Here is a 17,002-nt window from a genome sequence, read left to right on the forward strand (position 1 = left end):
GTTCGTACGTCCCTGAGGGCGCCCCTCCGCCGAGGGGCGCCCTCTGCGCGTGGGCGGCCCACTGTATGTGCTGCAGCGCATGCCAAGGTCCGCCATATGCCGTAACGTCCAGATATGAGCGATGCGGCGCCACCACGCAAAACCCCTGACCAGCCGTGGCGCACCGAAGGCACCCCCGACGAGTCGCCCCGGCGGCCCGGCGGCGGAAGGATCCGCGGCGGAAAGTGGTGGGGCCTGCTCGTCACCGCGGTGATCGTCTTTCTGCTGGCCTATCTCGGCCTGAACTATCTCGGCCAGGGCAACGAACCGACGATCTCGTACACGGAGTTCAGCAGACAGGTCGCCGACGGCAACGTCGCCAAGATCTACTCCAAGGGTGACGCGATCCAGGGCCAGCTCAGGAGCGCGCGGGCCAACCCCGAGGGCCACGGCTCCTACACCCGGTTCAGGACACAGCGCCCGGCCTTCGCCAACGACAACCTGTGGCAGCACCTGAACAGCCACGGCGTCACGGTCACCGCACGGCCGGTGGTGCAGCAGCGCAGCCTGGTGTCCAACGTGCTGATCTCCCTGATCCCGATCGCGGTCCTGGTCGTGGTGTGGATCTACTTCACCCGGCGGCTCGGCGGGGCGCTGCCCGGCGCGGGCGGACTGTTCGGCCGCCGGGCGCCGCCCAAGCCGGTCGGGCTGCGGCCGGGCTCCGAGCGCACCACCTTCGCGGACGTGGCCGGCATCGACGAGGTCAAGGGCGAGCTGGACGACGTCGTCGACTTCCTGGAACACCCCGACGTCTACCGCCGGATGGGCGCGAAGCTGCCCCGGGGTGTGCTGCTCGCCGGTCCGCCCGGCACCGGGAAGACGCTGCTCGCACGCGCCGTCGCGGGTGAGGCCGGCGTGCCGTTCTTCTCCGCATCGGCGTCCGAGTTCATCGAGATGATCGTCGGTGTCGGCGCCTCCCGCGTCCGTGAACTGTTCGCCGAGGCCCGTAAGGTGGCGCCCTCGATCATCTTCATCGACGAGATCGACACCATCGGCCGGGCGCGCGCCGGGGGTGCCTCGATGAGCGGGCACGACGAGCGCGAGCAGACGCTGAACCAGATCCTCACGGAGATGGACGGCTTCTCGGGCTCGGAGGGCGTGATCGTCATCGCCGCGACCAACCGCGCGGACATCCTGGATCCCGCTCTGACCCGTCCCGGCCGCTTCGACCGGGTGGTCAACGTGGCCCCGCCGGACCGCGGCGGCCGTGAGGCGATCCTGCGGATCCACACCCGGGAGATACCGCTCGCGCCCGACGTCGACCTGACCCAGCTGGCCCGCGTCACCCCGGGCATGACGGGCGCCGACCTGGCCAACCTCGCCAACGAGGCCGCTCTGCTCGCGGTCAAGCGCAAGCAGGAGCAGGTGACCGGGCCGGACCTGTCCGAGGCGCTGGAAAAGGTCCAGCTGGGCGCCGAGCGCACCCTCGTGATGCCCGAGGAGGACCGCCGGCGCACCGCGTACCACGAGAGCGGCCATGCCCTGCTGGGCATGCTGCAGCCCGGCGCCGACCCCGTCCGCAAGATCACCATCGTGCCGCGCGGCCGGGCGCTCGGCGTGACCATGTCCACCCCCGAGGTCGAGCGGTACGCCCACTCGGAGGAGTACCTGCGCGGTCGCATCATCGGCGCGCTGGGCGGGATGGCGGCGGAGGAGGTCGTCTACGGAGTGGTCACCACGGGCGCGGAGAACGACCTCGAACAGGTCACCAACATCGCGCGCGGGATGGTGGGCCGCTGGGGCATGAGCGAGCGGGTGGGCCGCCTGTCCGCCCTCCCGAGCGATGCCCAGCAGGCGTACGGGCTCTCCGCCGCCCCGCAGACCCTCGACGTGATCGACGCCGAGATGCGGCGGATCGTGGACGAGTGCTACGAGGAGGCGTGCCGCAAGCTCCGCGACCAGCGCAGCCGGCTGGACGCCCTGGCGCAGGCCCTGCTGGAGCACGAGACGCTGGAGGAGGCGGACGCGTACCGGATCGCGGGGATCCCGCGCCTGGCCAAGGACGCCGAAGAGGTGTAGGCGGCGTCCGGCTGCTCAGGGCACACGGGCGACGAGGTACCGGAAGACGTTCGGCATCCACACGGTCCCGTCCGGGCGCCGGTACGGGTGCAGGGCCTCCGTCAGCTCCTTGTCGACCTGCTTGGCGTCCGTCGCCGCGATCGCCGCGTCGAACAGGCCGGTCGACAGCAGCCCCCGTAGGGCGCTCTCGACGTCGGCGTATCCGAACGGGCAGGCCACCCGTCCAGAGCCGTCCGGCTTCAGCCCCGCGCGCTGGGCGACCTCCTCCAGGTCGTCCCGCCGGGCGGGCCGCCAGCTGCGCGCGCTGCGCAGGGGATCGGCCAGCTTCGTCGCCACCCGCAGCACCGAGGAGGTGGCACAGCGCTCCGGCGGACCCCAGCCGGCCAGGACCACGGCGGCGCCGCGCACGGCCAGCGGCAGCGCGTCCTCCAGCAGCTCGCCGAGCCCCTCGGAGTCGCCCGCGAGGCAGCCGATCGGCTCGAAGACGGTCACCAGGCTGTACGCGGCCGTCTCCGCGCCGGACACGTCGGCGGGTGGGCCGGCGACGAGCTCCACCGCCGCACGCGCGCGCGTGCCGCTGCTGCTGCCGGACGCGGCGTCCGGGAGCAGGCGGGCGCGGGCGAGGGCGAGCCGCTCGGGGGATGCCGCGTCGACACCGGTGACCGCGGCACCTCTGCCGGCCGCCAGCAGCAGCGCGAGCCCGGAGCCGCAGCGCAGGCCCAGCAGCCGGGTGGCAGGGCCCACTTCGAGTCGTTCGTGGACGGCTTCGTAGAGCGGCACCAGCATCCGCTCCTGGATCTCGGACCAGTCACGCGCGCGTGCGCACAGGTCCGCGCGGGGTGCGGGACCCGCGTGAGACATGTGCTGTCGCACGAGCGTAGGTGTCATAGGTAAGCGCCCCAATCCGCCGACGGTTCGCCGCTGTGCCCGGTTGCGTGGCCCCCGTGCCGTGCGCGCGCACTCTCCACGTATGCCAGGTAACTCCCGGCTCGCGGCCCCGTCCAGGGGTCGTGGGGCCCGGCTTGGGGTGTGGGTGCGGGTGTGGCGAGATTTCACGTCCTGGCAATCCGGATGGCCGTACGGTGTCCGCTCCGGGGAAACGAGCCGGTGCCGGGCGGGTGGACAGCGCGCAGTAACGCCACGCGCGTCACGGACGCTGACCGGGGTGTGGCCTCATGACGAGAGCGGCCGAAACGTCTCTTGCGCATTCGCCGACCACTCTCGTAGCAGGCACTACATGCCGGGTCGTACGGCGGCCTACGCACCAGCTTGGTAGGAGCTGTGAAGCTTCTCCGCAGATCAGCGCACCCGCCCTCGTCCGGACGCATCAGCGGCAACTGACGGGTAAGTGCAAATTATTTGGGATGACCCGGAATAGGAACACATTCGAGCTCCCGCTCGTTGTCATTACGTGAGCACGACACAGACACCACCTGTTCTCGCCGCAGAGCTGGCGCAGGCGTGGGCCGACATTCAGCGGTACCACCCCGAGCTGCCTGACCTCGCCGCGCCAGAGTCCCTGATCGGAGAGTCGTCGTCCGCATGCGGTCACGAGCTCTCCTTCGAACGACTGCTCCACGAGGCAGTCCACGGCATCGCCGCCGCCCGGGGGATCCGCGACACCTCCCGCGCCGGCCGCTATCACAACCGTCGTTTCCTCGCCATCGCCGAGGAGCTGGGCCTCGACCACCCCGAGGAGCCACATCCGAGCAGCGGTTTCTCCCTGGTCACGCTCAATCCCGAGGCCAAGCGGCGCTACCGCCCGACCATCGAGCGGCTGCAGCGGGCGCTGAAGGCCCACACGGCGGCCACCTCCTCGGACACCGCCCGCAGCTTCCGCGGTCCCGCCGCCCGACACGGCTCCTCCGGCGGCGGCGTCCGGGTCAAGGCCGTGTGCGACTGCGGCCGCAACGTCCGGGTGGTCCCCTCGGTCCTCGCCCAGGCCCCCATCGTCTGCGGCGGCTGCGGCAAGCCGTTCAGAATCCCGGAGGTCGCGGGAGCGGCGTGATCACGGGCCGCGAGTACCGGCATCTCGTGGGTGCCGGAGGCGGTCGGCCGGCAACTTCACAGCAGTGCAGCGCACCCGACGTGACCTCACCTCCACGCCGGGTGCCGCTGAAGAGCGCCCAGCCGCAGCTCACCGACCCTCGGCCAAGAGCGACCCGCCGGGTATGGCACAATGGCTAGCTGTACTCGACAGCCGCACAGGACCCCTCTCTCCTCCGGCTGACGCGTCCATCGGGCACTCGGGTACCGCAACCCCACGCGGCAGCTCGCCGTGCCCAACCACGTCAAATCCAGGAGAACCCACTCCCGTGGCAGTCAAGATCAAGCTGAAGCGTCTGGGCAAGATCCGTTCGCCTCACTACCGCATCGTCGTCGCCGACTCCCGGACCCGCCGTGACGGCCGGGCCATCGAGGAGATCGGCAAGTACCACCCGACCTACAACCCGTCGGTCATCGAGGTGGACGCCGAGCGCGTGGCGTACTGGCTGGGTGTCGGCGCGCAGCCGACCGAGCCCGTTCTCGCCATCCTGAAGAAGACCGGCGACTGGCAGAAGTTCAAGGGCGAGCCGGCTCCCGCGCCGCTGCTCGTCGCGGAGCCGAAGGCCGCGCGTCCGTCGTTCGAGGCTCTCGGCGGTGACGACGAGGGCAAGGGTGAGGCGATCACCCAGAAGAAGAAGGCTGAGAAGAAGGACGAGGCGGCTGCCGAGTCCGAGTCGACCGAGGCCTGAGCAGCATGCTCGAAGAGGCGCTTGAGCACCTCGTGAAGGGCATCGTCGACAACCCTGACGATGTGCAGGTCGCCTCGCGCAACCTGCGCCGCGGGCGCGTGCTCGAGGTCCGGGTCCACCCGGACGACCTCGGCAAGGTGATCGGCCGCAACGGCCGTACCGCGCGTGCCCTGCGCACCGTCGTGGGCGCCATCGGCGGTCGCGGTGTCCGCGTCGACCTCGTCGACGTGGACCACGTCCGCTGACGCTTCATCGCAACCGGCTCGGGCCGGGGAGGGCCACTGGGCCGTCCCCGGCCCGCAGTCGTAGGAGCGGCAGCTGGCGGGAGCACAGGAGATGACAGGAGAATTGGACACGTGCAGCTCGTAGTCGCACGGATCGGCCGTGCCCACGGCATCAAGGGCGAGGTCACCGTCGAGGTACGTACCGACGAGCCGGAACTCAGGCTCGCGCCCGGCGCCGTACTGGCCACGGATCCCGCCTCCGCGGGGCCGCTGACCATCGAGACGGGGCGCGTCCACAGCGGCCGCCTCCTGCTGCGCTTCGCGGGCGTCGCCGACCGAAACGCCGCCGAGGCCCTGCGCAACACCCTCCTGATCGCCGAGATCGACCCGGAGGAACTGCCCGAGGGCGAGGACGAGTACTACGACCACCAGCTCATCGACCTCGACGTGGTCACCGAGGACGGGGTGGAGGTCGGCCGGATCACCGAGATCTCGCACCTGCCCTTGCAGGACCTGTTCATCGTGGAGCGGCCCGACGGCAGCGAGGTGCTGATCCCCTTCGTGGAGGAGATCGTCACCGACATCGACCTCGAGGAGCAGAAGGCGGTCATCGCCCCGCCGCCGGGCCTGATCGACGACCGCGCCGAGATCGCCTCCTCCCGCGACTCGGAAGAAGAGTCGTGATGCGCCTCGACGTCGTCACGATCTTTCCCGAGTACCTGGAACCCCTGAACGTCTCCCTCGTGGGCAAGGCACGCGCGCGCGGGCAGCTGAACGTGCGCGTGCACGACCTGCGCGCATGGACGTACGACCGGCACAACACGGTCGACGACACGCCGTACGGCGGCGGCCCCGGCATGGTCATGAAGACCGAGCCCTGGGGCGACGCCCTGGACACGATCCTCGCCGACGGCTACGAGACCGGCGCCCAGGCCCCCGCACTGATCGTCCCCACGCCCAGCGGCCGCCCCTTCACCCAGGAACTGGCCGTGGAACTCTCCGAGCGCCCCTGGCTGATCTTCACGCCTGCCCGCTACGAGGGCATCGACCGGCGGGTCATGGACGAGTACGCCACGCGCATGCCCGTCCACGAGGTCTCCATCGGCGACTACGTGCTGGCCGGCGGTGAGGCCGCCGTCCTGGTCATCACGGAGGCCGTCGCGCGGCTGCTGCCCGGCGTCCTCGGCAACGCCGAGTCGCACCGCGACGACTCCTTCGCTCCCGGCGCGATGGCGAGCCTTCTGGAGGGGCCCGTCTACACCAAGCCGCCCGTCTGGCGCGGCCGGGACATCCCCGACGTGCTGCTCAGCGGCCACCACGGCAGGATCGCCCGCTGGCGGCGCGACGAGGCGCTGAGGCGTACGACCCTCAACCGCCCCGACCTGATCGAGCGTTGCGACCCCAAGGCCTTCGACAAGAAGGACCGGGAGATGCTCTCCATCCTGGGCTGGGAACCGGACCGGGAGGGACACCCGCACGGCCGATTTTGGCGGCGGGCCCGGGGCGTGGAAGAATAGACCGCTGTTGTGCGCTCGTCCGGCGTGCGCCCCTGCCACAGGGGGACACGACGCCCGCCACGACCCGCACACGGCTTCATGCAAACACCTAGTTGCCGTTGATGACCTGTGGCATCAACGAAGAAAGCAGACGAAATGTCTCACCTGCTCGACTCCGTCGACGCCGCGTCGCTGCGCAGCGACCTCCCGGCCTTCCGCCCGGGTGACACCGTCAACGTGCACGTCCGCGTCATCGAGGGCAACCGCTCCCGTGTGCAGCAGTTCAAGGGCGTTGTGATCCGCCGCCAGGGCTCCGGTGTCCGCGAGACCTTCACGGTCCGCAAGGTCTCGTTCTCCGTCGGCGTCGAGCGCACCTTCCCGGTGCACACCCCGATCGTCGAGAAGATCGAGCTCGTCACCCGTGGTGACGTGCGCCGCGCCAAGCTGTACTACCTCCGTGAGCTGCGCGGCAAGGCCGCGAAGATCAAGGAGAAGCGCGAGAGCTGAGCGCTTCCCCGGTGTCACAGCGGGGCCGGATAGCATCTGGCCCCGATGGACACCGAAGCACAGCCGACGGAACGCGACCGCTCCTCCCACCCGGATTCCCCGGGGCCGGAGGGACGGTCGCGTTTTGCGTGGGTGCCGCGGGTCGCCGAGTGGCTGCCGGGCGGCCGGATCACCCTCACCCTCGTCGCCTGCCTGGTGTTTTTGCTGGTCCTCAACGCGTTCGTGGTGCAACCCTTCCAAATTCCGAGCGGATCGATGGAACAGGGCTTGAGGATCGGGGACCGCGTTCTCGTAAATAAGTTGGCGTACCGTTTCGGTGCCCGGCCGAGCCGCGGCGACGTCATCGTGTTCGACGGCACCGGGTACTTCGGGCACGCCGACTACATCAAGCGCGTGGTCGGAGTGGGGGGAGACCATGTCGTGTGCTGCGACGAGAAGGGGAGGATCGAGGTGAACGGCCGCGCGGTCGACGAGTCGGCGTTCCTCTATCCGGGGGACAGCGCCTCCAGCGTGCCCTTCGACGTCGTCGTGCCCGCCGGCCGTCTGTTCGTCCTCGGCGACCACCGCAGCGACTCCAGCGACTCCCGCGATCATCTGGGCTCGCCCGGCGGTGGCATGATCCCGGTCGGTGACGTCGTCGGCCGCGCCGACTGGATCCTGTGGCCGTACGACCACCGGAGCCATCTCACGCGTCCCTCCGCCTACGCGCGCGTGCCGGCCCCCCGGGCGGAGCAGCCGGCTGGGGCAGGCGCTCATGGGTAACCGCGGCAAACCGCGCGGGGTGCCCAGCAACCCCGCCGACAATCTGCTGCCCACCGGGTCGCGCCGGACCTCCGCGCCCGGCGGCGGCCGTACGCGCGCCGAACGGCGGAAGCTCCAGCGCAAGGTCAAACGCAAACGCCGCCGTTCAGCCGTTCGGGAGATCCCTCTTCTGGTCGGTGTCGCCGTCCTCATAGCGCTGGTCCTGAAGACCTTCCTCGTCCAGGCGTTCGTGATCCCGTCCGGCTCCATGGAGCAGACGATCCGGATCGGCGACCGCGTCCTCGTCGACAAGCTCACCCCCTGGTTCGGCTCCGAACCGCAGCGCGGGGACGTCGTCGTCTTCCACGACCCGGGCGGCTGGCTGGCCGACGAGAAGACGACCAAGAAGCACGACCCGGTCGTCGTCAAGCAGCTCAAGGAAGGCCTCACCTTCATCGGCCTGCTGCCCTCCGACAACGAGAAGGACCTGATCAAGCGGGTCATCGGGGTCGGTGGTGATCACGTCAAGTGCTGTGACCAGCAGGGCCGGGTCACCGTCAACGGCGTACCGCTCACCGAAGGGGACTACATCTATCCGGGTGATGTTCCGTCCGCCCAGCCGTTCGACATCACCGTCCCCAAGGGCCGGCTGTGGGTCATGGGCGACCACCGGGGCAACTCGGCGGACTCCCGTTTCCACCAGAACACGCCGTACGGCGGCACGGTTTCCGAGAGCTCCGTCGTCGGCCGTGCCGTCGCCATCGGCTGGCCGATCGGCCATTGGACACGCCTGCAGGAACCTAAAACCTTCGCAAGCGTCGCCGACTCAGCGTCGGGTACGACCGCCGGTAGCCGGCTGTCGCATAGGGTTGCCTCCGAGAATCCGAACGCAATGACCCAGCTCCCGACCCCTGCGGAACTCCCGCTCGTTATGGGAGTGGTGGGCCTGCACCGTATGCGGGGCAGGCGGCGGCACAGAGTAAGGAGTTGGCGTGGGGGATGTGGCGGTTGGCGCACGGTCGGGGCACGACGGCGAGGAGCACCGCGGGCACCCCGTGGCAGCGAACGTCCCCGTGCCGAACGGCGCCATGACCTCAGAGAATGACGCGGCGGGCGACGACACGCCGCAGGACGGGCAGAAGCCGGGCACCGACGGCGTGGGCGCGGGCCGGACGGCCGGCCAGCAGAAGAAGCCGCGCTCCTTCTGGAAGGAGCTGCCGATCCTCGTCGTGATCGCGCTGGTCCTCGCGCTGCTGATCAAGACGTTCCTGGTACAGGCGTTCTCGATCCCGTCCGCCTCGATGCAGAACACCCTCCAGGTGGGTGACCGCGTCCTGGTCGACAAGCTGACCCCGTGGTTCGGCTCCCAGCCCGAGCGCGGCGAGGTCGTCGTCTTCCACGACCCGGACGACTGGCTGGCAGGCGAGCCGGCCCCGACACCGAACCCCGTGCAGCAGGTCCTCAGCTGGATCGGCCTGATGCCGTCCGCCAACGAGAAGGACCTCATCAAGCGCGTGATCGGCGTCGGCGGCGACACGGTCCAGTGCAAGGGCAGCGGCCCGCTGCTGGTCAACGGCAAGGCCCTGAACGAGCCGTACGTCTACCCCGGCAACACGCCGTGCACCGACGACGAGATCGGCGGCCAGTTCAAGGTGACGGTCCCCAAGGGCTACATCTGGGTGATGGGCGACCACCGCCAGAACTCCCGCGACTCGCGCTACAACCAGTCCGACAAGCACCACGGCATGGTCCCGGTCAAGGACGTGGTGGGCCGCGCGATCGTCAAGGCCTGGCCGATCAACCGCTGGGGCACCCTGCCGATCCCGGACACCTTCGACCAGCCGGGCATCGGACAGCAGACCTCGGCGTCCGCCGCCCTGACGGTGGCTCCGGAGGGTGTGGCCGTCGCCGCGGCGCTGCCGGTGGTGGTGTGGCGGCGCCGGCGCACGGACCGGCTGCAGTCCAAGGCCGAGCAGAAGACGACCGCGGGCAGCCGGTGACCGGAGCGGTCCGCAGCGTTTCCCGACGGCCGGACGGCCTACCGCCCGCGCACGCACTCCGGTGTCGCGCGGGCGGTCCCGTTTTCCCCCGAGTGATCCGGAATCCGTGAGTCCGGCGACGGCCGGGCCCGTCGTGCCGGTCCGGTCCCGGTCGCGAAACGGGGGCTGCCCCTGCCGGGTACTGCCGGGTAGGGTGCGGGTCCATGGGTGGCGAGAGCACGACGCGTACGGCCCCGCACAGCGGCGGGACAGGCACGGCACAGGCCGGCGGCAGCCGGCTCGGACAGCGGCTGTCCTCATGGGCCGTGGCACTGGGGCTGGTGCTGTTCCTGGGCGGATTCGGCTGGGCGGCGGTGACCTACCGGCCGTACACCGTGCCCACCAGCTCCATGACCCCCACGATCGACGCCGGTGACCGGGTGCTCGCCCAGAAGGTCGACGGCGGTGAGGTGCGGCGCGGCGACGTCGTGGTCTTCACGGACAAGAGCTGGGTCACTGGCGCCAAGGTGGTCAAGCGTGTCGTCGCGGTCGGCGGCGACACCGTCTCCTGCTGCACCAACGGCAAGCTGACCGTCGACGGCAGGCAGATCGACGAGCCGTACCTGCCCAAGGGCAGCCTGGCCGAGATCAAGAACTTCCCGACGGTTACCGTCCCCAAGGGCCGCCTGTTCCTCCTGGGCGACGAGCGTCAGGGCTCCCTGGACTCCACGGCCCACCTCACCGACGCGGCCAAGGGCACGGTCGCCCGCGGCGCCGTGACCGCACGCGTGGACGCCGTCGTCTGGCCCTGGAAGGGCTCGCTGAAGCGCCCCACCGGCTTCCAGGCCCTCGGCACCCTCTCCCAGCCCGGTCCGCTGTCCACCATTGAGCTGCTGATCGTCGGCGGTGCCGTCCTGGTGCTCGCCGGAGGTGCCTACGGGCCGATCGCGGGGCGCATGGGCCGCTCCCGCGCCCGTACCGCCCGCACGGAGACGGCCGGTGTCCGCTGAGACCACGCCGACCGGCGAGGACTCGTACGACGGCGCGCTGCGCAAGGTGGCCCGGGTGATCCTCCTCGACCCCGAGGACCGCATCCTCCTCCTGCACGGCCACGAGCCGGACGACCCGGCCGACGACTGGTGGTTCACCCCCGGCGGCGGCCTGGAGGGCGCCGAGACGCGCCAGGAGGCCGCGCTCAGGGAACTCGCCGAGGAGACCGGCATCACCGACGTCGCGCTCGGGCCCGTGCTGTGGCGGCGCAGGTGCTCCTTCCCGTTCGCGGGCCGCCGCTGGGACCAGGACGAGTGGTACTACCTGGCCCGTACGACGCAGACGGCCACCGCGGCGCAGGGGCTGACGGAGCTGGAACGGCGCAGTGTCGCTGGAGCACGCTGGTGGACGTGTCAGGAACTGACCCGGGCACATGAGACGGTGTATCCGACCAGACTCGCCGAGCTGCTGCGCACGCTGCTCGACGAAGGTCCCCCGGCCAGTCCCGTGACCCTCGACGCGGAAATCGTCTGAGGGGCCGTCGGACTGGCGCACAATGGGGGGATCGCACGGCTGAAGGGGAACATGCCATGAGCGCCGAGGACCTCGAGAAGTACGAGACCGAGATGGAGCTGAAGCTCTACCGGGAGTATCGAGATGTCGTCGGTCTGTTCAAATACGTGATCGAGACCGAGCGGCGCTTCTACCTCACCAACGACTACGAGATGCAGGTGCACTCGGTCCAGGGCGAGGTGTTCTTCGAGGTGTCGATGGCCGATGCCTGGGTCTGGGACATGTACCGGCCGGCTCGCTTCGTGAAGCAGGTTCGGGTTCTCACGTTCAAGGACGTGAACATTGAGGAGCTGAACAAGAGCGACCTGGAGCTCCCGGGCGGCTGAGCCGTCCTGCTCCCGTTCTGCTCGTCCGGGTGACGGAGTTTTCCACAACCGGCGAGTAACTCACCAAGATCAACAAGTTTCGCGGTGATGCGTGACCGTTGGCGCCGGAGGTGGTGCCGACATGAACGCACGAGAGGCACTGGGCAGGTACGGCGAGGAACTGGCCGCCCGGCGGCTCGCCGAGGCCGGAATGACGATCGTGGAGCGCAACTGGCGCTGCGGGCGCTCCGGCGAGATCGACATCGTCGCGCGGGACGGCGACGCGCTCGTCGTCTGCGAGGTGAAGACCCGCCGCGGCAGTGGCTACGAACACCCGATGGCCGCGGTGACGCCCGAGAAGGCGGCCAGGCTGCGCGAACTGGCCGAACACTGGATCCAGGCCCACGGAGGAGCGCCGCCGGGCGGCGTGCGCATCGACCTGATCGGCGTCCTGCTGCCCCACCGCGGCGCCCCGTCCCTCGAGCACGCGCGGGGGGTGGCCTGAATGGGATTCGCCCGCACCTGCTCGGTGGCCCTGGCCGGCGTCGAGGGAGTGGTCGTCGAGGTCCAGGCCGGCCTCGAACCCGGCGTCGCGGCATTCACCCTGGTCGGCCTGCCGGACAAGAGCCTGACGGAGAGCCGGGACCGGGTCCGGGCGGCGGTGGTGAACTCGGGCGGCGAGTGGCCGCAGAAGAAGCTCACCGTCGGACTCAGTCCGGCATCGGTGCCCAAGGCCGGCTCGGGCTTCGACCTGGCCGTCGCCTGCGCGGTGCTCGGCGCCGCCGAACGGATCGATCCGCGTGTCCTCGCGGACATCGTCATGATCGGGGAGCTGGGCCTGGACGGCCGGGTCCGCCCGGTCCGCGGCATCCTGCCGGCCGTCCTCGCCGCGGCCGACGCCGGCTACGAGCAAGTGGTCGTCCCCGAGTGCGCCGCCGCCGAGGCGTCGCTGGTCCCCGGCGTCTCGGTGCTCGGCGTCCGCAGCCTGCGGCAGCTCGTCGCGGTCCTCACCGAGGAACCCGTCCCCGAGGAGGAACCCGACGGGCAAGGCCGCCCCGATCCCCTCCTGGCCGGCCTGCGCGTGCCGGGCACGGGCGCGGCCACCGGCATGCACAGCGGCGGCGCAGTACAGCACGACCATGATCATGACCTGGCGGACGTCGTGGGCCAGACCTCGGCCCGCACGGCCCTGGAGGTGGCCGCCGCCGGCGGACACCACCTGTTCCTCGAGGGGCCGCCGGGTGCGGGCAAGACCATGCTCGCCGAGCGCCTGCCCGCCGTCCTTCCCCGCCTCACCAGGGAGGAATCGCTGGAGGTCACGGCGGTGCACTCGGTGGCCGGGCTGCTGCCACCGGGCAAGCCGCTCATCGACGTCGCCCCCTACTGCGCCCCGCACCACTCGGCCACGATGCAGTCACTCGTCGGCGGAGGCCCCGGCATCCCACGCCCCGGAGCGGTCTCCCTCGCCCATCGGGGCGTGCTGTTCCTGGACGAGGCACCCGAGTTCCACAGCCAGACCCTGGACGCCCTGCGCCAGCCGCTGGAGTCGGGGCACGTCGTGATCGCACGCAGCGCGGGTGTCGTCCGCTTCCCGGCGCGCTTCCTGATGGTGCTGGCGGCCAACCCGTGCCCCTGCGGGCGCTTCTCGCAACGGGACTCGCTGTGCGAGTGCCCGCCGTCGGTGATCCGCCGCTACCAGTCCCGCCTGTCGGGTCCGCTGCTGGACCGGGTCGACCTGCGCGTCGAGGTCGATCCGGTCACCCGGGCCCAGCTCACCGAACCCGGTGCCCGAGGCGAGTCCACGGCGACGGTGGCCGAGCGGGTACGGCAGGCCCGCGAGCGGGCGGGGACCCGCCTGTCCGGCACCCCCTGGCGCGCCAACAGCGAAGTGCCCGGCAGAGAGCTGCGCAGCCGCTACCACCCCGTGGCCGGCGCGATGGACGAGGCCGAGCGCAACCTCGAGCGTGGTGTGCTCACCGCCCGCGGCATCGACCGGGTGCTGCGCGTCGCCTGGACGGTCGCCGACCTCGTCGGGCACGACCGCCCGGACGCCACCGACGTCGCACTGGCCCTGCACCTGCGCACCGGCGTTCCGCGAGGGGTGCCGATGGCGATCGGGGCGCTGACATGACCGCCGGCGAGGACTCGGCAGGCGAACTGCTCGGGCGGGTCCTGCTCTGCCGGGCCATCGAGCCGGGGGACGAGGCTGGCGGGCGGTGGATCCGGGAGTTCGGGGTGGGAGAGGTGGTACGACGGCTGCGGGAGGGGGCGCCGGCGTTGCCCGGGGTGAGTGAGGCGCGGTGGAGCGGGCTGGTCGGGCGGGCCCGGCGGGCCGAGCCGGGACAGGATCTCGCGCTGGCCGGGCGGGCCGGGGCAAGATTCGTGGGGCCCGGGGACGCCGAGTGGCCCGGGCAGCTCGACGACCTCGGTGACGCCCGGCCGATCGGGCTGTGGGTGCGTGGGCGGCCCAGTCTGCGGATGTGGGCGCTCAAGTCGGTCGCCGTGGTGGGCGCGCGTGCCTGTACCGAGTACGGCACTCATGTCGCCGCCACCCTCGCCGCAGGGCTCGCCGAGCGGGGCTGGGTGGTGGTCTCGGGCGGCGCGTACGGCATCGACGGCGCCGCCCACCGAGGCTCCCTCGCCGCGCGCGGAGCCACCGTCGCCGTCCTGGCCTGCGGCGTCGACCGGCCCTACCCGCGCGGCCACGCCGCGCTGATCGGCAGGATCGCGGAACAGGGACTGGTGGTGGGCGAGTTGCCTCCGGGCGACCATCCGACCCCGAGCCGGTTCATCCTCCGCAACCGCGTCATCGCCGCCCTGACCAGGGGAACCGTCGTCGTGGAGGCCGCCTGCCGCAGCGGCTCGCTGGCCACCGCGCGGGCCGCGGGGCGCCTCGGACGGTTCGTCATGGGCGTGCCAGGCCCCGTCACCAGCGCGCTCTCCGCCGGTGTGCACGAACTGCTGCGCGGGGAGGCCGCCCTGGTCACCGATGCCGCGGAGGTCGTCGAACTCGTGGGCGACATGGGTGAGCTGGCCCCGGCCCGGCGAGGCCCCGTACTCCCACGTGACCTGCTGGAACCCGCCGCGCGTGCCGTCCTCGCCGCCCTGCCCGGCAGCCGCCCGGCCACCGTCGAGGAGGTCGCGCTCGGCACGCCGACGGCCCGGGACGAGGCGATCGCGAGATTGTACGAACTCCGAGCACTTGGGTACGTCGAACGACACGGCGATGGCTGGAAGTTGACACGCCAGGCCGTGATGTCGGTCCGCGCCGGCCGCGGTCCGTGCTGACCGAGTGTGTTCGGCCGTCCGGGGGAAAGCCCGACGCCCTTGAGGTTCGCAGGAGTTGGCGCCCCGGCCGGTCACGCAGAGCGAGTCGCGGAACGAGCGCGCGCGCCCCGCCGGAGCGCCCCGCGCGCGGGTGGAGCCTCGGTGTTCGCACACCGCGACACCTCAGTCACGCTACGCTCACGAAGACGCCGACACAGACCGCACGAACTCGACACCAGTCCGACAGCTCACCCAGGAAGCCCACCTTCCCCCACGACCTACCACCCCCTCCCACTTCACAGCACTTCACGGCACTTCACGGCAGAACGGCACAAGGCGACGAATGCCCCAGCACACCTCCGGGTCCGACCGGGCGGCGATCCCCCCAGCCGCCCGCGACGGTGGCAGCGTGCGGCCGCCCGCTCCCTCGACGCTCGACGAGCTGTGGCGGTCCTACAAGGCGACGGGGGACGACCGGCTGCGGGAGCAGCTGATCCTGCACTACTCACCGCTCGTGAAATACGTCGCGGGGCGGGTGAGCGTCGGCCTGCCGCCCAACGTGGAGCAGGCCGACTTCGTCTCCTCCGGCGTCTTCGGACTGATCGACGCGATCGAGAAGTTCGACGTCGACCGGGAGATCAAGTTCGAGACGTACGCGATCACCCGGATCCGGGGCGCCATGATCGACGAGCTGCGGGCGCTGGACTGGATCCCGCGTTCGGTGCGGCAGAAGGCGCGGAACGTGGAGCGGGCCTACGCCACCCTCGAGGCGCGGCTGCGGCGTACCCCGTCCGAGGGCGAGGTCGCGGTGGAGCTGGGCATGGAGGTCGACGAACTGCATGCAGTGTTCAGCCAGTTGTCGCTGGCCAACGTGGTCGCGCTGGAGGAGCTGCTGCACGTCGGCAGCGAGGACGGCGACGGGCTGAGCTTCCTGGACACGCTCGAGGACACCGCCGCGGACAATCCCGTGGAGGTCGCCGAGGACCGCGAGCTGCGGCGCTTTCTCGCCCGGGCGATCAACACGCTGCCCGATCGGGAGAAGACCGTGGTGACGCTGTACTACTACGAGGGGCTCACCCTGGCCGAGATCGGCAACGTCCTCGGGGTCACCGAGAGCCGGGTCAGCCAGATCCACACCAAGTCGGTGCTGCAGCTCCGGGCCAAGCTGGCGGGCTTCGGGCGGTGAGCCCGACGGCACCGGGGCGGACCGGCGGATCGGCCCTACGCTCGGTGGTTCGGGTGGTTCGGGTGGTGCGGTCGGCGTCGCGGGCGTGAACGCCTCCCGTTCGGGTGGGGGCCTCCGTAAAGTGGTTGACGTGCCAAGGATTCGAGCGGCCTCCGTGGCCGAGCACCGGTCGATGCAGCGAGCCGCCCTGCTGGATGCGGCGCGGTCGCTGTTGTCCGAGGGCGGAACCGAAGCGCTGACGTTCCCCGCACTGGCCGAACGGACGGGACTCGCGCGTTCGTCCGTGTACGAGTACTTCCGGTCGCGGGCCGCCGTGGTCGAAGAACTGTGCGCGGTCGACTTTCCGGTGTGGGCGGCGGAGGTGGCTGCCGCGATGGAGCCGGCCGAGTCCGCCGAGGGCAAGGTCGAGGCGTATGTACGGCAGCAGCTGGCGCTGGTCGGGGACCGGCGGCACCGGGCTGTCGTCGCCATCTCGGCGAGCGAGCTGGACGCCGGCGCGCGGGAGAAGATCCGGGCGGCCCACGGCGGGCTCGTGACGATGATCGCCGACGCGCTCGGGGAGATGGGGCACGACCAGCCCCGGCTGGCGGCGATGCTGCTGCAGGGAGTGGTGGATGCGGCGGTGCGGCGCATCGAGCTCGGGGCGGCGGAGGATCCCGGCGTGGTGACGGATGCGGCGGTCGCCATGGCGCTGCGGGGCGTGAAGGGCTGACACCGGCGGACGCCGGCCGGGGAAGAGATCGGCTTGCGCCCGGGGCCGGCGGCGCTGCAGCTCCCCCGGAGGTGCGGGGAAGCGCGCGATAGGCCCCACAAGGCCCAGCGGCCCCCACCGCGGTCAAGCCGCCGCCGTGGTCGCAGCCCGCAGCCGTAGTCGGAGCCGCAGCCGCAGCCGTGGGTCGCAGCCCTGCCGCTCCGGTCCCCGCCCCGGTCAGGCCGCCGCC

General features: G+C 71.2%; 19 protein-coding genes. 18 read left to right on the top strand and 1 reads right to left on the bottom strand.

Annotated features, from left to right (window positions below; genetic code table 11):
* Positions 1 to 114 precede the first annotated feature (114 nt).
* The gene (gene ftsH, locus ABZ919_RS12330) at positions 115 to 2,058 is read left to right on the top strand and encodes an ATP-dependent zinc metalloprotease FtsH (protein ID WP_361246119.1); all 1,944 of its coding nucleotides are present in this window, start codon (positions 115 to 117) and stop codon (positions 2,056 to 2,058) included.
* A gap of 15 nt (positions 2,059 to 2,073) precedes the next feature.
* Here ftsH and ABZ919_RS12335 read toward each other — a convergent pair whose 3' ends face one another.
* Positions 2,074 to 2,946, bottom strand: coding sequence for an SAM-dependent methyltransferase (locus tag ABZ919_RS12335; RefSeq protein ID WP_361246122.1), 873 nt, complete (start codon positions 2,944 to 2,946; stop codon positions 2,074 to 2,076).
* Positions 2,947 to 3,469: 523 nt separating this feature from the next.
* Here ABZ919_RS12335 and ABZ919_RS12340 point away from each other — a divergent pair.
* From ABZ919_RS12340 to ABZ919_RS12420, 17 genes are all read left to right on the top strand, one after another.
* Complete coding sequence (locus ABZ919_RS12340; RefSeq protein WP_361246125.1) at positions 3,470 to 4,066, top strand: hypothetical protein; 597 nt, start codon at positions 3,470 to 3,472, stop codon at positions 4,064 to 4,066.
* A gap of 307 nt (positions 4,067 to 4,373) precedes the next feature.
* The gene (gene rpsP / locus ABZ919_RS12345) at positions 4,374 to 4,793 is read left to right on the top strand and encodes a 30S ribosomal protein S16 (protein WP_171152431.1); all 420 of its coding nucleotides are present in this window, start codon (positions 4,374 to 4,376) and stop codon (positions 4,791 to 4,793) included.
* Between the two features lie 5 nt (positions 4,794 to 4,798).
* Positions 4,799 to 5,038, top strand: coding sequence for an RNA-binding protein (locus ABZ919_RS12350; RefSeq protein ID WP_003973401.1), 240 nt, complete (start codon positions 4,799 to 4,801; stop codon positions 5,036 to 5,038).
* A gap of 111 nt (positions 5,039 to 5,149) precedes the next feature.
* Positions 5,150 to 5,701, top strand: a complete 552-nt coding sequence (gene rimM, locus ABZ919_RS12355; protein ID WP_361246128.1) for a ribosome maturation factor RimM — start codon at positions 5,150 to 5,152, stop codon at positions 5,699 to 5,701.
* Entirely contained in the window at positions 5,701 to 6,534 is an 834-nt protein-coding gene (trmD, locus tag ABZ919_RS12360) for a tRNA (guanosine(37)-N1)-methyltransferase TrmD (RefSeq protein WP_361246131.1), read from the top strand. The genes rimM and trmD overlap by 1 nt, the downstream gene beginning before the upstream one ends.
* Positions 6,535 to 6,669: 135 nt before the next feature.
* Positions 6,670 to 7,020, top strand: coding sequence for a 50S ribosomal protein L19 (gene rplS, locus ABZ919_RS12365; RefSeq protein WP_361246133.1), 351 nt, complete (start codon positions 6,670 to 6,672; stop codon positions 7,018 to 7,020).
* Between the two features lie 45 nt (positions 7,021 to 7,065).
* On the top strand, positions 7,066 to 7,782 hold the full coding sequence (gene lepB / locus ABZ919_RS12370; protein ID WP_361246136.1) for a signal peptidase I: 717 nt from the start codon (positions 7,066 to 7,068) through the stop codon (positions 7,780 to 7,782).
* Entirely contained in the window at positions 7,775 to 8,866 is a 1,092-nt protein-coding gene (gene lepB / locus ABZ919_RS12375; protein ID WP_361246139.1) for a signal peptidase I, read from the top strand. The genes lepB (ABZ919_RS12370) and lepB (ABZ919_RS12375) overlap by 8 nt, the downstream gene beginning before the upstream one ends.
* The gene (lepB, locus tag ABZ919_RS12380) at positions 8,754 to 9,761 is read left to right on the top strand and encodes a signal peptidase I (RefSeq protein WP_361246141.1); all 1,008 of its coding nucleotides are present in this window, start codon (positions 8,754 to 8,756) and stop codon (positions 9,759 to 9,761) included. The genes lepB (ABZ919_RS12375) and lepB (ABZ919_RS12380) overlap by 113 nt, the downstream gene beginning before the upstream one ends.
* A 203-nt stretch (positions 9,762 to 9,964) precedes the next feature.
* Complete coding sequence (gene lepB / locus ABZ919_RS12385; protein ID WP_361246143.1) at positions 9,965 to 10,750, top strand: signal peptidase I; 786 nt, start codon at positions 9,965 to 9,967, stop codon at positions 10,748 to 10,750.
* Complete coding sequence (locus ABZ919_RS12390; RefSeq protein ID WP_361246146.1) at positions 10,740 to 11,264, top strand: NUDIX hydrolase; 525 nt, start codon at positions 10,740 to 10,742, stop codon at positions 11,262 to 11,264. The genes lepB (ABZ919_RS12385) and ABZ919_RS12390 overlap by 11 nt, the downstream gene beginning before the upstream one ends.
* 56 nt (positions 11,265 to 11,320) lie before the next feature.
* On the top strand, positions 11,321 to 11,629 hold the full coding sequence (locus ABZ919_RS12395; RefSeq protein ID WP_003965949.1) for a DUF2469 domain-containing protein: 309 nt from the start codon (positions 11,321 to 11,323) through the stop codon (positions 11,627 to 11,629).
* 91 nt (positions 11,630 to 11,720) lie between these two features.
* A complete protein-coding gene (locus tag ABZ919_RS12400; RefSeq protein WP_361246149.1) occupies positions 11,721 to 12,113 on the top strand; it encodes a YraN family protein in 393 nt (130 codons plus the stop codon).
* Positions 12,114 to 13,739 (top strand): YifB family Mg chelatase-like AAA ATPase, encoded by a 1,626-nt coding sequence (locus ABZ919_RS12405; RefSeq protein ID WP_361246152.1) that lies wholly within the window; start codon positions 12,114 to 12,116, stop codon positions 13,737 to 13,739.
* Positions 13,736 to 14,896, top strand: coding sequence for a DNA-processing protein DprA (gene dprA / locus ABZ919_RS12410; RefSeq protein ID WP_361246154.1), 1,161 nt, complete (start codon positions 13,736 to 13,738; stop codon positions 14,894 to 14,896). The genes ABZ919_RS12405 and dprA overlap by 4 nt, the downstream gene beginning before the upstream one ends.
* Before the next feature lie 322 nt (positions 14,897 to 15,218).
* Entirely contained in the window at positions 15,219 to 16,061 is an 843-nt protein-coding gene (gene whiG / locus ABZ919_RS12415) for an RNA polymerase sigma factor WhiG (RefSeq protein WP_361246157.1), read from the top strand.
* 154 nt (positions 16,062 to 16,215) lie between these two features.
* A complete protein-coding gene (locus tag ABZ919_RS12420) occupies positions 16,216 to 16,773 on the top strand; it encodes a helix-turn-helix domain-containing protein (protein WP_361246427.1) in 558 nt (185 codons plus the stop codon).
* The last annotated feature ends 229 nt before the right edge of the window (positions 16,774 to 17,002 follow it).

Origin of the sequence: Streptomyces sp. NPDC046759, from assembly GCF_040645475.1 — a bacterium.
Lineage (GTDB): Bacteria > Actinomycetota > Actinomycetes > Streptomycetales > Streptomycetaceae > Streptomyces.

Coding starts and splice junctions, on each gene's coding strand:
- ftsH (WP_361246119.1), top strand. CDS start 115: ATGAGCGATGCGGCGCCACCACGCAAAACCCCTGACCAGCCGTGGCGC.
- ABZ919_RS12335 (WP_361246122.1), bottom strand. CDS start 2,946: ATGACACCTACGCTCGTGCGACAGCACATGTCTCACGCGGGTCCCGCA.
- ABZ919_RS12350 (WP_003973401.1), top strand. CDS start 4,799: ATGCTCGAAGAGGCGCTTGAGCACCTCGTGAAGGGCATCGTCGACAAC.
- trmD (WP_361246131.1), top strand. CDS start 5,701: ATGCGCCTCGACGTCGTCACGATCTTTCCCGAGTACCTGGAACCCCTG.
- rplS (WP_361246133.1), top strand. CDS start 6,670: ATGTCTCACCTGCTCGACTCCGTCGACGCCGCGTCGCTGCGCAGCGAC.
- lepB (WP_361246136.1), top strand. CDS start 7,066: ATGGACACCGAAGCACAGCCGACGGAACGCGACCGCTCCTCCCACCCG.
- lepB (WP_361246139.1), top strand. CDS start 7,775: ATGGGTAACCGCGGCAAACCGCGCGGGGTGCCCAGCAACCCCGCCGAC.
- lepB (WP_361246143.1), top strand. CDS start 9,965: ATGGGTGGCGAGAGCACGACGCGTACGGCCCCGCACAGCGGCGGGACA.
- ABZ919_RS12395 (WP_003965949.1), top strand. CDS start 11,321: ATGAGCGCCGAGGACCTCGAGAAGTACGAGACCGAGATGGAGCTGAAG.
- ABZ919_RS12405 (WP_361246152.1), top strand. CDS start 12,114: ATGGGATTCGCCCGCACCTGCTCGGTGGCCCTGGCCGGCGTCGAGGGA.
- dprA (WP_361246154.1), top strand. CDS start 13,736: ATGACCGCCGGCGAGGACTCGGCAGGCGAACTGCTCGGGCGGGTCCTG.
- whiG (WP_361246157.1), top strand. CDS start 15,219: ATGCCCCAGCACACCTCCGGGTCCGACCGGGCGGCGATCCCCCCAGCC.